Source organism: Burkholderia sp. PAMC 26561, from assembly GCF_001557535.2.
Classification (GTDB): domain Bacteria; phylum Pseudomonadota; class Gammaproteobacteria; order Burkholderiales; family Burkholderiaceae; genus Caballeronia.
The window spans coordinates 2872126-2887156 of sequence record NZ_CP014306.1 but is presented as its reverse complement, the minus strand read 5'-3'; the positions used below and the strand labels follow the sequence as shown (position 1 = coordinate 2887156).

General features: G+C 60.8%; 15 protein-coding genes. 6 read left to right on the top strand and 9 right to left on the bottom strand.

The genetic code is table 11. The annotated features are described in order from the left end of the window. The first annotated feature begins 2 nt into the window (after positions 1-2). Positions 3-833 (top strand): NRDE family protein, encoded by an 831-nt coding sequence (locus AXG89_RS13315; RefSeq protein ID WP_062169919.1) that lies wholly within the window; start codon positions 3-5, stop codon positions 831-833. Here AXG89_RS13315 and AXG89_RS13310 read toward each other — a convergent pair whose 3' ends face one another. The 9 genes from AXG89_RS13310 to AXG89_RS13270 form a co-directional block, all read right to left on the bottom strand. After that, positions 834-1796, bottom strand: coding sequence for an alpha/beta hydrolase (locus tag AXG89_RS13310; RefSeq protein WP_062169918.1), 963 nt, complete (start codon positions 1794-1796; stop codon positions 834-836). Between the two features lie 46 nt (positions 1797-1842). Further along, positions 1843-2712, bottom strand: coding sequence for an SDR family oxidoreductase (locus AXG89_RS13305; protein WP_062169917.1), 870 nt, complete (start codon positions 2710-2712; stop codon positions 1843-1845). Between the two features lie 28 nt (positions 2713-2740). Continuing rightward, entirely contained in the window at positions 2741-3748 is a 1008-nt protein-coding gene (locus AXG89_RS13300) for an NADP-dependent oxidoreductase (protein ID WP_062169916.1), read from the bottom strand. 39 nt (positions 3749-3787) lie between these two features. Then, the gene (locus tag AXG89_RS13295; protein ID WP_061999345.1) at positions 3788-4252 is read right to left on the bottom strand and encodes a PaaI family thioesterase; all 465 of its coding nucleotides are present in this window, start codon (positions 4250-4252) and stop codon (positions 3788-3790) included. 4 nt (positions 4253-4256) lie between these two features. Continuing rightward, positions 4257-4559: a Dabb family protein gene (locus AXG89_RS13290; protein WP_062000840.1), complete on the bottom strand. Its 303-nt coding sequence runs from the start codon at positions 4557-4559 to the stop codon at positions 4257-4259. Positions 4560-4977: 418 nt separating this feature from the next. After that, positions 4978-6156 (bottom strand): acetyl-CoA C-acyltransferase, encoded by a 1179-nt coding sequence (locus AXG89_RS13285; protein WP_061999344.1) that lies wholly within the window; start codon positions 6154-6156, stop codon positions 4978-4980. Positions 6157-6210: 54 nt separating this feature from the next. Beyond that, positions 6211-6840, bottom strand: a complete 630-nt coding sequence (gene pncA, locus AXG89_RS13280) for a bifunctional nicotinamidase/pyrazinamidase (RefSeq protein WP_062169915.1) — start codon at positions 6838-6840, stop codon at positions 6211-6213. Between the two features lie 21 nt (positions 6841-6861). Next, on the bottom strand, positions 6862-8946 hold the full coding sequence (locus AXG89_RS13275; protein WP_062170595.1) for a 3-hydroxyacyl-CoA dehydrogenase NAD-binding domain-containing protein: 2085 nt from the start codon (positions 8944-8946) through the stop codon (positions 6862-6864). A gap of 216 nt (positions 8947-9162) precedes the next feature. Continuing rightward, complete coding sequence (locus AXG89_RS13270) at positions 9163-10821, bottom strand: 3-(methylthio)propionyl-CoA ligase (protein WP_061999342.1); 1659 nt, start codon at positions 10819-10821, stop codon at positions 9163-9165. A gap of 180 nt (positions 10822-11001) precedes the next feature. Here AXG89_RS13270 and AXG89_RS13265 point away from each other — a divergent pair, with 180 nt between their 5' ends. From AXG89_RS13265 to AXG89_RS13245, 5 genes are all read left to right on the top strand, one after another. Continuing rightward, positions 11002-12624, top strand: coding sequence for a protein adenylyltransferase SelO (locus AXG89_RS13265; RefSeq protein WP_061999341.1), 1623 nt, complete (start codon positions 11002-11004; stop codon positions 12622-12624). Positions 12625-12684: 60 nt separating this feature from the next. Further along, on the top strand, positions 12685-13107 hold the full coding sequence (msrB, locus tag AXG89_RS13260) for a peptide-methionine (R)-S-oxide reductase MsrB (protein ID WP_062169914.1): 423 nt from the start codon (positions 12685-12687) through the stop codon (positions 13105-13107). Positions 13108-13297: 190 nt separating this feature from the next. Beyond that, the gene (locus tag AXG89_RS13255) at positions 13298-13837 is read left to right on the top strand and encodes a septation protein A (protein ID WP_062169913.1); all 540 of its coding nucleotides are present in this window, start codon (positions 13298-13300) and stop codon (positions 13835-13837) included. Further along, positions 13834-14157, top strand: a complete 324-nt coding sequence (locus AXG89_RS13250; protein WP_061999339.1) for a BolA family protein — start codon at positions 13834-13836, stop codon at positions 14155-14157. Before AXG89_RS13255 ends, AXG89_RS13250 begins: the two co-directional genes overlap by 4 nt. Positions 14158-14244: 87 nt before the next feature. Further along, positions 14245-15027: a peptidylprolyl isomerase gene (locus AXG89_RS13245; RefSeq protein ID WP_061999338.1), complete on the top strand. Its 783-nt coding sequence runs from the start codon at positions 14245-14247 to the stop codon at positions 15025-15027. The last annotated feature ends 4 nt before the right edge of the window (positions 15028-15031 follow it).

The window sequence follows — 15031 nt, the reverse complement described above, 5'->3', positions numbered from 1 at the left end:
TCATGTGCCTGATCGTCTTCGATTGGCAGCCGGAAGCGGGGCCTTCGGCATCGAATCGCCCGATGCTCAGGCTCGCCGCCAATCGCGATGAGTTCTACAGCCGCGAAACCCAGCCGATGCATTGGTGGAAGGACGCGCCGGGCATGCTCGCCGGACGCGACCTCACGGGCGGCGGGACATGGCTGGGCGTGACACGCGATGGCCGGTTTGCTGCATTGACGAACTATCGGGCGCCGACCGAGGTGCGGCCTGGCGCGCCCACCCGCGGTACGCTCGTCAGTAATTTCTTGTCGGGAGAAATCGCCGCGCCGCTCGCTTATCTGGACGACGTCGCCCGCAACGGGCATCTGTACAACGGCTTCAACCTGATTGTCGGCGACTTCACGCGGCGCGAACTGGCGTGGTACGGCAATCGCGCCGATGCGCCGCCCGCACGCCTTGAGGCCGGTATCCATGGTTTATCGAACAGCTTGCTGAATACGCCGTGGCCAAAGCTCGTCGCCCAACGCGATGCGCTTCGCGATCTCGTTCACACCGGAGACCGGGTTCAGCCATCGCTGGATCTGCTGATCGGGACGATGCGAAACCCGCATATTGCCGATGACGCCCTGCTGCCCTCGACCGGCCTTTCGCTTGAACGCGAACGCGTGTTGTCGGCGGCGTTTATCGAGTCGGATGGGTATGGGACGCGGAGCACGACGGCGCTGCGTGTTTCATCTGCAGGCGATCAACTCGAGCTGCAAATCAAGGAACTCAGCGACGACGACGGTTCACACAAGATCGTTCGCCCCGGCAACTTTGAGATCAGCGACGCGTTTGTGATCGCCCGCTGATCAACTTTCGACGTCGAGATAACGACGCAACGCACTCGCCGCGTCGGCATGCGCTTTCGCGACGTCCGGCACCAGTCCGCCCATCTTGAAGAACTCGTGCGTCATGCCTTCGTAGCGGACCAGTTCGACGGGCACGTGCTCGCGTTCGAGTTTCGCCGCGTAGGCGACGTTTTCATCGAAGAGCGGGTCGTGATCGGCAGCGGCGATCCACGCGGGTGCAATTCCTTCAAACGATGGCATCGGTCCTCGCGCATCCAGGGGCGCGAAACGCCAGTCGTCGCGGTCCTTTTCTTCGCGCAGATAATGCTCGAAGAACCATTTGACCGTTTTCGCCGTCAGGACGTGACCTTCCGCGAATTGCGCGTACGACGGCGTGTCCTGACGCGCGCTGACGCCGGGATAGATCAGCAACTGCAGGCGCAACGCGATACCCGCATCGCGGGCGAGTACCGCGCAGACCGTGGCGAGTGTGCCGCCAGCGCTGTCGCCGCCAATGGCGAAACGCGCGCTGTCGAGCCCGAACGATGAGGCCTGTGCGTGGAGCCACGTGAGGGCATCGAAGGCATCGTGGACGGCGGTCGGGAACGTGTGCTCAGGGGCGAGCCGGTAATCGACCGATACCACCGCGCACCCCGAATCTGCTGCGAGACGCCGGCACAGGGCCGCATGGGTATCGATGCTCCCCACCACGAAACCGCCGCCGTGGAAATAGACGAGCGTCGGCACCGGGGAGGTCCACGCCGGTTCGACCGGATGAAAAAGCCGCGCGCGAATGGACGCGCCGTCTCGCGCGGGAATAGCCAGATCCTGGATATCGAACATGGGTGCCGGCGCGATATCGATGATCAGGGCGCTGCGTTCATACGATGCCCGCGCTGCGGCAGCGCTCAGCGTATGAAACGGCGGCCGCTTCGCCTTCGCGATCAGTTCGAGGACCTGGGCAATGGCAGGATTCAGCGGCATGGGAAAAGGATGGCGGTAAAAGCTCGCGATGATGACACATCGGTGCTCAAGGCCGCCCTCTCACCTCGGGCTTCAGCGAAAGCGGATCGGTCGGGTTGCGCATTTGCGCGACATCGTCGAAGCGCAGTTGCACCGACGCCAGGATCTTCGGATGCGTCAGCACGTAAAAACGGCGTTGGCGCACGGCGTCAAAGGTGATTTCCGCCACCTCTTTTGCACTCAGCTTGCCGCCTTCTACCGCTTTCGTGAGCTGCTTGACTGCCATGGTTTGCGATGGCGTCATGGGCTCTTCGTTACGCAATTCCTCAGGCCGCGCACGCTCGGCCTGAGCGATTCCTGTGGGTACGAACGCCGGACACAACAATGAACAATCCACGGGAGCGCCGACGATCTTCAGGTCGTGATAAAGCGTCTCGGTCAATGCGACGACCGCGTGCTTCGATGCGTTGTACACGCCCATTGCGGGCGCGGACAACAAACCCGCGACAGACGCCGTGTTGACGATATGCGCCGGTTCGTTCTGCGCGAGCATCAACGGCGTGAACGCACGCACGCCGTTCGCCACGCCCATTACGTTGACGCCGAACACCCAAGCCCAGTCGTTCGCACTGTTTTCCCACACGAATCCGCCTGCACCGACGCCCGCGTTGTTGAACAACAAGTGCACGGCGTCATACGTGTCCATGGTCATGCGTGCCAGGGCGTCGACCTGGTTTGCATCGGAGACGTCTGTCGGCACGCCCAGCGCTTGCGCGCCCAACGCACAGGCCATCTCGACGGTTTCCGTGAGGCCTTTGACATCGATATCTGCGAGTGCGAGCTTCATGCCGAGCGCCGCGCCCTTCAGCGCGAACTCACGGCCAAAGCCGCTGCCCGCGCCCGTGATCACCGCTACCTTGCCGTCGAACTGATCCACTGTGTCTCCCTTCGATGTGCACCCGGCCTCAGATCAGCTTGACGAGCTGTTTGCCGAAGTTCTTGCCCTTGAGCAAGCCGAGAAACGCTTCGGGCGCGTTCTCGAGCCCTTGCGCGATGCTTTCACGATACTGCAGCTTTTTCTGCGCGACGAGGCCCCCGAGCTGAGCGAGCGCTTCGGGCCACACTTCCGGCGACTCACTCACGATAAAGCCCTGGACCTTCAGCCGTTGTGTGAGCAATAGCGAAGGTTTCTTGAGCGGCATGGGCGAGCCGTCGTAGGTCGCGACCATCCCGCACAACGCGATACGGCCGAACGCGTTCATGCGCGGCAACACGGCGTCGAGCACTTCCCCGCCGACGTTCTCGAAATAACCGTCGACCCCATTCGGCAAGGCCGCCTTCAGGTCCTCATACAGGTTGCCAGCCTTGTAATCGACGCACGCATCGAAGCCGAGCGTCTCGGTCACGTACCGGCACTTGTCTGCACCCCCCGCGATGCCCACCGCCCGGCAGCCCGCCGCCTTCGCCAACTGGCCGACCACGCTGCCCACCGCGCCGCTCGCCGCGCTGACGAGCACCGTCTCACCCGCCTTCGGTTCGATGATCTTGTTCAGCCCAAGCCACGCCGTCACGCCGGGCATGCCGACCGGGCCGAGATAGGCTGAAAGCGGAATATGGGTATCGTCGACCTTGCGCAGACCCTTGCCGTCCGACGTGCCGAATTCCTGCCAGCCATAGGTTCCGACGACCTTGTCACCGACTGCAAACTTCGGATTCTTCGATTCCACCACCTCGCCCACGGTTCCGCCGATCATCACTTCGTTGAGCGGTTGCGACGCGGCATACGATTTCGAATCGTCCATTCGGCCGCGCATGTAGGGATCGAGTGAAAGGTAGTGGTTGCGCACGCGTAGCTGACCGTCGGCCAGCGGTGCAAGGGGCGTCTCGACGAGCTTGAAGTTATCTACGCTTGCCGCGCCTTGCGGGCGTGAGACAAGCAGAACCTGACGATTGATTGCGGCGTTTTCGGACATCGTGATACTCCTGTTCGGTCTATGGTCGGGCCCTGCGGATCAGGCGTCGCTTGGACCGGGTTTCGCCGACGGGTCTGATCGAAGGCGTTGCTGTGCAATGTCGCGCCCGACTGCAAGCCGGCGCATGTATTTGAAAGTACCAAGTGCCTTGGCGACGAAATGCCCTTCGCTGTCGCGGATTTCGCCCTCGCAATACGCCATGGTGGTGGACCGATGCAGCACGCGTGCGAACGCTCGAAGCTCGCCGCGGCCCGGTTGCATGAAGTTGACTTTCATTTCGACCGTGACCACGCCGATACCCGTGCCCGCAAGGCTGCGCGCGGCCATTGCAAGAGCGACATCGGCGAGGGTCATGGTGACGCCGCCGTGCGCGATGCCCCACGTGTTCATGTGCGTGGCGGTCAGCGGCAGCAAAACTTCGCTCGCGCCGTCTTCGGCGCAGATGAGCTGGACTCCGAGTGAGTCGACGAACGGACTTTCAGGAAGCGCGAAGGAGTCAGTCATGAGTTCAGACTTCGTAATCGATGCATTGACGCGATTCCCGCACCGCCGCCACGAAGTCCTTGATTGCCACGTGTTTGGGATGGACCTGATACGCATGCAGCGCTTCCTTGTTATCGAAATCCGAAACGAGGATTACGTCGCACGTGGCTTCGTAGCCGTCCTGAGCCACGCCGACTTCGAAGTGTCCCTGCCCTGAAACGATGCTGCGGCAGCTTTCGAGCTTGGCCTTCAGCTTGACGATGTTCTCAGCGCGCGTGCCGCCCTCGGCGCTTTCCTTAAGCTTCCACATGACGATGTGTCGTAACAACTTGATCACCTTGGTTCGTTAGCGTTTGCGGGTTCTTGCTCAACGCATAAAATTAACAGATTCCGATGTTCATGGCGTGGACGCAAAAACCTGCGACGCGCTGGGTAACAACAACGCATAAATAACAACGCAGCAATAAAAAAGCCACCCGTCGGTGGCTTGTTCTGTGTTCCGTGTCCGACCCAGCCAAAGCGATGTGAAACCATCCTGGAGCTTGTGTCCTTGACGTTGTTGAAATGACGTGGCGTATAAGGCACAAGACTCTTTTTTGTCTCGATGAGTTCGCGCGCCATTTTCAATGCGAAATCGACGGCTGCGCGACGCTGTTCGTGCTCAAACCCCACCCGTAGCGATTATCCCACGTTTCGCCAGCGCCCTACAGCCGGTTGCCCGGGTTAAACCCCAGCCAACCGCCCGCCTACACCACTTCGAACAATCCCGCCGCGCCCTGCCCGCCGCCGATGCACATCGTCACCACGACGAACTTCGCGCCACGCCGCTTCCCTTCGATCAACGCATGCCCCGTCAATCGTGCGCCCGACACGCCATACGGATGTCCCACCGCAATCGCCCCGCCGTTCACGTTCAATCGATCCGCCGGAATGCCCAACGTATCGCGGCAATACAGCACTTGCACGGCGAACGCTTCATTGAGTTCCCACAGGTCGATATCGCTGACCTTGAGGCCGGCTTTCTTCAGCAGCTTCGGCACGGCAAACACCGGTCCAATACCCATTTCATCCGGCTCGCAACCCGCAACGGCGAAGCCCCGGAAAATCCCGAGCGGCTTCAACCCTTCCTTTTCGGCCACCGATGCATTCATCACCACGCAAGCCGATGCGCCATCGGAAAACTGGCTTGCATTGCCCGCCGTGATCACGCCACCGGGCATCGCGGTGCGAATCTTCGATACCCCCTCGAGCGTCGTATCGGCGCGAATGCCTTCATCGGAGGAAAGCGTGACTTCCTTTGTGGACACGCGGCCCGTGGTTTTGTCGGCGATACCGGCAAGCACCGTGATCGGCACGATCTCGTCGTTGAACTTGCCCGCAGCTTGAGCGGCGGCCGCGCGCAACTGCGATTGCACGCCGTACTCGTCCTGGCGTTCCTTCGATATTTCATAGCGCTTCGCGACGTTCTCGGCGGTTTGCAGCATCGACCAGTAGATGCTCGGCTTATGTTCCTTCAACCAGCCATCGAAGAGCATGTGCTGGTTCATCTCGTTCTGCACACACGAAATCGATTCCACACCGCCGGCCACATAAACGTCGCCTTCTCCGGCAATCACGCGTTGCGCCGCGAGCGCGATGGTCTGCAGCCCGGATGAGCAAAAGCGGTTCACGGTCATGCCTGGCGTGCTCACGGGCAGTCCCGCGCGCAACGCGATCTGCCGTGCGATGTTCATGCCCGTCGCGCCTTCCGGATTCGCACAACCCATGATCACGTCTTCCACACGCGCCGGGTCGATGCCCGCGCGCGCCACTGCCGCCTGCGTCACATGACCGCCGAGCGTCGCGCCATGCGTCATGTTGAATGCGCCGCGCCAAGATTTGGCGAGACCCGTGCGTGCCGTCGATACGATTACCGCGTCAGTCATTCCTGTCTCCACTTCGAATACGAATAATGTTGATGTTGATCACTACGGGCGTAGCTACGGGCGCAGCAGATCCGCCGAGACGATCCGCTCCACGCCTGCCGCCGTCATCTGCGCCCACGCGCGTTCCAGCGATCCGTTCAGATCGATGGCGCGGCAGGCATCGTCGATGACGACCGCTTCGAAGCCTGCGCTGCGTGCATCGAGCGCGGACCACCCGACGCAATAGTCCGTCGCCAGTCCGCAGCAGAAGACGCGCTTCACGCCCGCATCGCGCAGATAACCCGAGAGGCCCGTCGGCGTGACGCGATCGGCTTCCATGAAGGCCGAGTAACTATCGACGCCCACATGGTGGCCCTTGCGGATAACGAGCCGCGCATGCGGCACATGGAGATCACGATGCAACGCCGCGCCTTCGGTGTCCTGCACGCAGTGCGTCGGCCACAAGACCTGCTCGCCGTAGTGAAGCGTGGTCATGTCGAAAGGCGCGCGGCCCGCGTGATGCTCGGCAAACGAAATATGCTTCGCCGGATGCCAGTCCTGCGTCACGACGACATGCGAAAACGCGTGCGCAAACTGGTTGATCACGGGCACGACTTCATCGCCGTAAGCGACGGCCAATGCGCCGCCCGGCATGAAATCATTCTGGACATCGATCACGAGAAGGACTTCGTCTGCGCCTTTCATTGATGCCTCGCTTTACGGTTTTCAGCTATTGAAACCACGGCCGGCGGCCGCCAGTCCGGTCACGCTCGCCGCAGGCTGCCATGCATCGCCATTGGGCTGCGCGGCGTATTTGCGCATCGCACGTTCGACGTTGTAGAGGCCGACCGTGTCCGCATACAACATCGGACCGCCGCGATGCAGCGGGAAACCGTAGCCCGTCAGATAGACCATATCGATGTCCGATGCCTTCGACGCAATCCCCTCATCCAGGATCAACGCGCCTTCGTTCACGAGCGCGAGGACGAGGCGTTCGACGATCTCATCGTCCGAAATCTTGCGGCGCTCGACGCCTTGTTCCTGCGAATACGCAACGATCATCTCGTCCACGATTTTCGACGAATGCGCCGTCCGGTCACCGGCCTTGTAGTCGTACCATCCCGCGCCGGTCTTCTGGCCGAAGCGCCCCGTCTCGCACAAACGATCTGCGATCTTCGAATACTTCAGGTCCGGCTTCTCCTGATAGCGCCGCTTGCGAATCGCCCAGCCAATGTCATTGCCCGCCAGATCGCTCATGCGGAATGGTCCCATCGCAAAGCCAAACTTTTCGATCGCGCGATCGACTTGCGCCGGCAATGCGCCTTCTTCGAGCATGAACAGCGCCTGACGCAAGTACTGCTCGATCATCCGGTTGCCGATAAACCCATCGCACACGCCCGACACCACCGCCGTCTTCTTGATCTTCTTCGCTAGTTGCATGACGGTGGCGAGCACGTCCTTCGATGTCTTCGCGCCACGCACGACTTCGAGCAGCTTCATCACGTTGGCCGGGCTGAAGAAATGCATGCCTACGACGTCTTCGGGGCGCTTGGTGAACGCGGCAATCTTGTCGACATCGAGCGTGGAAGTATTCGATGCCAGGATCGCGCCCTTCTTCGCCACTTGATCCAGTTTGGAGAACACCTGTTCTTTCACGCCGAGTTCCTCGAACACCGCTTCGACGATGAGATCGGCGTCCTTCAGGTCCTCATACGCAAGGGTCGGCGTGATCAGCGCAAGCCGTTCTTCGAGTTTCTCCGCCGTCAGCCGGCCTTTCTTCACAGCGCTTTCGTAGTTCTTGCGAATGGTCGCGAGGCCGCGATCAAGCGCTTCCTGTTTCGTTTCGAGCAACGTCACCGGCAATCCGGCGTTGATGAAGTTCATCGCAATACCACCGCCCATCGTCCCCGCGCCGATCACGCCAATGCGTTCGATCTTGCGAACGGGCGTGTTCGACGGCACGTCGGGAATCTTGCTCGCCGCGCGTTCGCCGAAGAATGCATGGCGCAAGGCGCGGCTTTCAGGCGTCTGCACCAGCGCCACGAAACACTCGCGCTCGACCGCCAGGCCTTTGTCGAAGCCGAGCTTTACGCCGGCCGCGACTGCATCGATACATTTAAGCGGCGCCGGAAAATTTTTCGCCAGCGGCGTGACCATATTGCGCGCGAACTGGATGAACCCTTCCGCGTTCGGATGCTCGATCTTGCGCTCACGAACCAACGGATGCTGCCCGTTTTGCGCCCCGGCTTCTTGGGCGAACTTGATGGCTGCGTCGAGCAGGTCGCCTTCGGCCATCTGGTCGATCAAGCCCGATCCGGCGAGTTTCTCCGACATCACTGGCGCGCCCGAGACGATCATGTTCAACGCGGTTTCGAGACCCACCGCGCGCGGCAGGCGCTGCGTGCCGCCGGCGCCCGGGAGCAAACCAAGCTTGACTTCAGGCAACGCGATTTGCGCGCCCGCCGAAGCAATCCGATAATGCGCGCCCAGCGCAAGCTCGAGGCCCCCGCCCATTGCGACGCCATGGATCGCGGCCACGACGGGTTTCGAGCTGGCTTCCACGACCTTGATGACCGTATGCAGCGTCGGTTCCTGCGTGGCCTTCGGCGTGTTGAACTCGGTGATATCGGCGCCGCCGGAGAACGCCTTGCCCGCACCGATCAGGACGATGGCCCTGACCGACGCATCGGCCTGCGCTCTTTCGATGCCTTCGACAATGCCAAGCCGCGTGGAGAACCCGAGGCCGTTGACCGGCGGGTTATTCAGCGTGATGACGGCGATGCCGTCGCGGGTCGTGTAATCCACTGCCATTTCGTCTTCCTCCATTCGGTGCGCCATCTATCTTCCGGCAAAAATCCGGAAGGCGCTGATTCGCGTGATGCTGTGATTGTGATGCTTTGGGTTTGAGCCACCCGGCAAGAATACACAAAAACGAACGCTCGTTCAATTTTGTTGTTGCGGGATGGCGGAGACGGAACGCGGAAAACAAGAAACGGGCTGCGCGGCGGCAGCCCGGTGAATGGCAAGCTAGTCGACGCTTTCACCGACCGTCGGCAACACATGCTCCCGATATATTTCGCGCAACCGGAGCTTCTGCAGCTTGCCGGTCGCCGTGTGGGGAAGTTCATCGGCGAAAACAACGTCGTCCGGGCGCCACCACTTCGCCACCTTGCCGTCGTAAAACGCGAGCAGTTCCTCGCGCGTGACGGTTGCCTCAGGACGCAGCACGACCACGATCAGCGGCCGTTCCGTCCACTTCGGGTGCGAACACGCAATGCACGCTGCCTCCGCGACCTGCGGATGCGACATCATGATGTTTTCCAGATCGATCGAGCTGATCCACTCGCCGCCTGACTTGATCACGTCCTTGCTGCGATCGGTGATGTGCATGAAACCGTCGGTATCGATGGTCGCGACATCGCCGGTCGGAAACCAGCCATCGACGAGCGGCGAATCGTCCTTCCGGAAATACCGGTCGATCACCCATGGCCCGCGCACGTAGAGATCGCCGAATGATTTGCCGTCCCAGGGAAGTTCGTTGCCGTCGTCGCCGACGACTTTCATGTCGACGCCGAACATCACATGGCCCTGCTTCTCGCGCAGATGGCGTTGTTCTTCGGGCGAACGCTGGCGCTGTTCCCAGTTGAGCTTGGCGAGCGTGCCGAGCGGCGACATTTCCGTCATGCCCCAGGCATGAATGACCTCGACGCCATAGTCGTCCTCGAACGTGCGCAGCATCGCCGGCGGACAAGCCGAGCCGCCAATGACCGTGCGCTGCAACGTATTGAAGCGCACGCCAGCCTGCTTCACGTAGTTCAGCAAACCCAGCCAGACGGTCGGCACGCCGGCCGAGTACGTCACGCCTTCGGCTTCCATCAGTTCGTAGAGCGATTTTCCATCGAGACAATTGCCGGGCAGCACGAGCTTCGCGCCAACCAGCGGCGCCGCGTGCGGAATGCCCCATGCATTGACGTGGAACATCGGCACGACGGGCAAGATCGAATCGCGGCAGGAACAGGCCATGGCGTCGGGAAGCGCTGCGCCGAAGGCATGCAGGACCGTCGAGCGATGCGTGTACAGCGCGCCCTTCGGATTGCCGGTCGTGCCCGATGTATAGCAGAGAAACGATGCCGAACGTTCATCGAGCATGGGCCATTCGTAGTCGCCATCGTGTTTCGCGAGCAGCGTTTCGTAGCTCGTGACGGGCGTGGCCATATCGGCGAGATGGGTGCTGATGCACGCTTCGTCGCCGAGAGCGATCCAGCCTTTCACGTTCGGACACTGCGGCGCGATGATGTCGACAAGCGCCGTGAAGGTCATGTCGAAGGCGACGTATTCGTCGTCGGCGTGATTGATGATGAACGCGATCTGGTCGGGGAAAAGCCGCGGGTTGATGGTGTGGCAGACCGCGCCCATGCCGGTCACGCCGTAATAGCATTCCAGATGACGATACCCGTTCCACGCCAGCGTACCAACGCGCTCGCCCGGCTGCACATTCAGCCCGATCAGCGCCTGCGCAAGCTGCTTCGCGCGTTTTTCGCAATCGCGCCACGTATAGCGATGAATGTCGCCTTCAATGCGGCGCGAAACGATCTCGGTAGCGCCGAAATGGCGGGAAGCATGGGAAATCAGCGATGAAGCGAGTAGCGGTACATCCATCATCTGGCCTAAAAGCGGCGACGTCATGGGCAAGTTCCTCACAAGTCCGGATGCACGGGATTTGATGCTGGGTGTTTCTTGTTGAGTGTTTCTCGACTAAGCAATATCTGATTTTGTCTCAAAGCCAACGCGGATAAGGCTAAGAGCGGGCTCCAGCAGCGGCGCGGGCGCGGATTTACAATATCGGTTAACCATGAGGTGCTCAATATGTCGTTTTCCCCAAGCGGTATGGCTGTCAGTGCCGCTGCAGAAGCCGAATTGACGGACTCGCACGCGATATCGGATGCGAGTTCGGGACCGGTAAGCAAGCTGATCGGGTCGATCGAAACCGACCGGCGTGATTCATTCGTCGCGCTCGGTTCCGCGTTCCTCACCCGCCTGCCCGCCTCGCCCTTGCCCGCGCCCTATCTGGTCGGATTCTCCGCCGATACCGCTGCCGAGCTCGGCTTCAATGTCGGCTTGAACTCGACTCACGCGCAGGATCCGGCGTTTATCGACTATTTCACGGGCAATACCACGCGCGATCTGCCCGCCGATGAGCTGCCGTATGCATCGGTTTATTCGGGCCATCAGTTCGGCGTCTGGGCGGGACAGCTCGGTGACGGACGCGCGATGGGCCTTGGCGAGATCGAACATGACGGCAAACGGCTCGAACTGCAGCTCAAGGGCGCGGGACGCACGCCATATTCGCGCATGGGCGACGGCCGCGCGGTCCTGCGTTCATCGATCCGCGAATATCTCTGCTCGGAAGCCATGCACCATCTTGGCATTCCGACCACACGCGCCTTGTGCGTCACGGGATCGGACCAGCCGATACGCCGCGAGACCATGGAGACGGCGGCCGTCGTGACGCGTGTCGCGCCGAGTTTCGTGCGCTTCGGGCACTTCGAGCATTTCTACACGAACGATCGGCTGGACGAATTGCGCAAGCTCGCGGATCACGTCATCGACCGGTTTTATCCGCAATGCCGCGAAGCCGATGACCCGTATCTCGCGCTCCTTGGCGAAGTCACGTTGCGCACCGCCGACCTGATGGCGGACTGGCAAGCCGTCGGTTTCTGCCACGGCGTGATGAACACGGACAACATGTCGATCCTCGGGCTGACGATTGACTACGGGCCGTTTGGGTTTATCGATGGCTTCAACGCCAATCACATCTGCAATCACTCGGATTCGCAGGGCCGGTACGCATACAAGATGCAGCCGCAGATTGGCTACTGGAACCTCTTCTGTCTTGCGCAGGCGCTGGTGCCGCTGTTCGGCCCGCAATATGGCGAGGACGCGCGCAACGAAAAAATCATCGAGGATGCGCAGCGTGTCCTGGAAGGCTTCAGGGACCGGTTTGCACCGGCGCTCGAACAGCGTATGCGCGCGAAACTCGGCCTGGCCGAAATCCGGGACGGCGATGACAAACTGGCCAATCGCCTCTTCGAAGTCATGAACGCGAATCGCGCCGATTTCACACTGACGTTCCGCAACCTTGCGAAACTGCGCAGGGCAGATGCTTCCGGCGACGCACCCGTGCGCGATCTGTTCCTCGATCGCGGCGCTTTCGATGTCTGGGCGAACGAGTACCGGCAACGTTTGTCGGAGGAAACACGCGGCGACGAAGAACGTGCCGCGGCCATGAACGCCGTAAATCCGAAATTCATCCTGCGCAATCATCTGGCCGAAAACGCCATACGCCTTGCAAAGGAAAAGGATTTTTCGGAAGTCGAGCGGCTGGCACGGGTGCTGCGCCATCCTTTTGATGAACAACCCGAGTTCGAAGCCTACGCCGGACTGCCGCCCGACTGGGCAAGCGACCTGGAAGTGAGTTGTTCTTCCTGAAACCGCCCCAAAATACCTGAGCCGGATATCAAAGCCGCTCTACCGCTCTGGAGATAAACGATGAACCGAGACGACCTCGCGAAGGAACCCGCTGCACCGCTGCAGAAAGACGACGCCACGTACAAGAAGGAGCTGACCGATATCCAGTACCAGGTCACGCGCCACGCCGCCACCGAGCGGCCGTTCACAGGCGAATACTGGGATCACACGGAACGCGGCATCTATGACTGCGTGTGCTGCGGCACGCCACTGTTCGAATCGGACACGAAATTCGACGCCGGGTGCGGCTGGCCGAGCTACTTCAAGCCCATCAACGGCGAAGTCATCAAGGAAAAGACGGATCGCGCGCACGGCATGCTGCGCATCGAAGTGCAATGCAATAACTGCGGCGCGCATCTGGGCCACGTCTTCGAAGATGGCCCGGCGCCAACCGGCCTGCGCTACTGCATCAACTCGGCTGCGCTACAATTCGAACCCAAGTAAGTACAAGGGCGGCTTACTCAGGTAAGCCGCCTTTTTTCTGGCCACTGTCAACGCTTCTTCAGTGGCTGCTTACTAACGGTCACCCTAAAAACGCGCGCGTCGTTTCGTGCCGGCTCCGAATCCGATCCGATCCCGGGCACGTCCGTCGCACTTGCGCTTCCAATTCGATGCCCCTCCCCGTCCCAACGACATGAAATTTCTGTTCGATCTGTTTCCGATCCTCCTCTTCTTCGTCGCATTCAAGATCTGGGGCATCTACACCGCCACCGCGGTCGCGATTGTCGCCACGCTCGTGCAGATTGCATGGGTTGCGTTCCGGCATCGCAAGGTCGATCCCATGCTGTGGGTGAGCCTGGGCGTCGTGGTCGTGTTCGGTGGGGCAACGCTCGTGCTGCATGACGATACGTTCATCAAGTGGAAACCCACCGCGCTTTACTGGCTTTTCGCCGGCGCGCTGATCGTGTCACAAGGCATCTTCAACAAGAATCTCATCGAGGCGATGATGGGCAAGCAGATCGTGCTGCCGCATCGCGTGTGGGGCCAGTTGAATCTCGCGTGGGCCGTGTTTTTTGCGATCCTCGGCGTGGTGAACCTGTTCGTGGCCTACAACTACACCACCGACCAATGGGTCAACTTCAAGCTGTTCGGCGCGACCGGGTGCTTGCTCGTTTTTATCGTCGCGCAGAGTTTGTGGCTCGCGAAGTACATGAAAGAGGATGAAGGCAAATGAGCGATCCGACCTCCACAGATGACTTCGTCAACGCGTCCGCCGAAGGCAAGATCGCGCACCTTGAAGCGCGGCTGAATGCGGCGCTCAACGCGCAATCCGTTCATATCGATGACGACAGCGCAGCGCATGCCGGGCACGCCGGGGCGTCGGCGGGAAGCCACTATACGGTGACCATCGTGGCCGCAGGATTCGCCGGAAAGCCACGCGTGGCGCGGCACCGGCTAGTGTATGATGCGCTGGCCGACGAGATGCGGCGAGGCATTCACGCCCTTGCCATCAAGGCTTACACGCCTGAAGAATTCGCAGACCAGTTCGAATAGCCCTCGGGGTTGCTGCGGACTTACGTGTTCGAGACACCTTCAATTCATTCCAGAATTTCCAGCCCTCGTCCTGATCAGGAACCATCGATGATTCTAAAAAACCCCCGTATTTGGGTATTGCTGGCCGCGTTCGCGGCAGCGCCTGCTTTCGCTCAGAACATTGCCGTGGTCAACGGCACACCGATTCCCAAATCCCGTGTCGACGCCCTCGTGGCGCAACTGGTCCAGCAAGGCCAGCAGGACACGCCGCAATTGCAGGCGGCCGTGCGCCAGGAACTGGTCAATCGCGAAATCCTGATGCAGGAAGCGGCCCGCCGCGGTATCGCCACGCGTCCCGACGTGAAGGCGCAGATCGCAGTGGCCCAGCAGACGGTGGTTTTGCGTGCGTTGATCGAAGATTACGTGAAGGCCAATGCGCCGACCGATGCCGAGATCAAGGCGCGTTACGACGATATGGTCAAGCAGGCCGGTGGCGGCAAGGAATACCACCTGCATCACATCCTGGTCGATAACGAAGCACAGGCCAAGGATCTGATCGCAAAGATCAAGGGTGGCGCGAGCTTTGAAGACCTGGCGAAGCAGTTTTCAAAGGATCCGGGATCGGGCAAGAACGGCGGTGACCTGGACTGGTCTAGCCCGCAGGCTTACGTGCCGGAGTTCGGTGCGGCCGCTGAGAAGTTGAAGAAGGGTGAGATGACGGATACGCCGGTGAAGACGCAGTTTGGCTGGCACATCATCCGTCTGGACGATGTGCGCGATGTCGCTCCGCCGCCGCTCGAGCAGGTGAAGGCGCAGATTGCGCAGCAGATCCAGCAGGAGAAGCTGGCTGCGTTCGAAGAGGATTTGCGCAAGAAAGCGGTTATCAAGTAGCAAC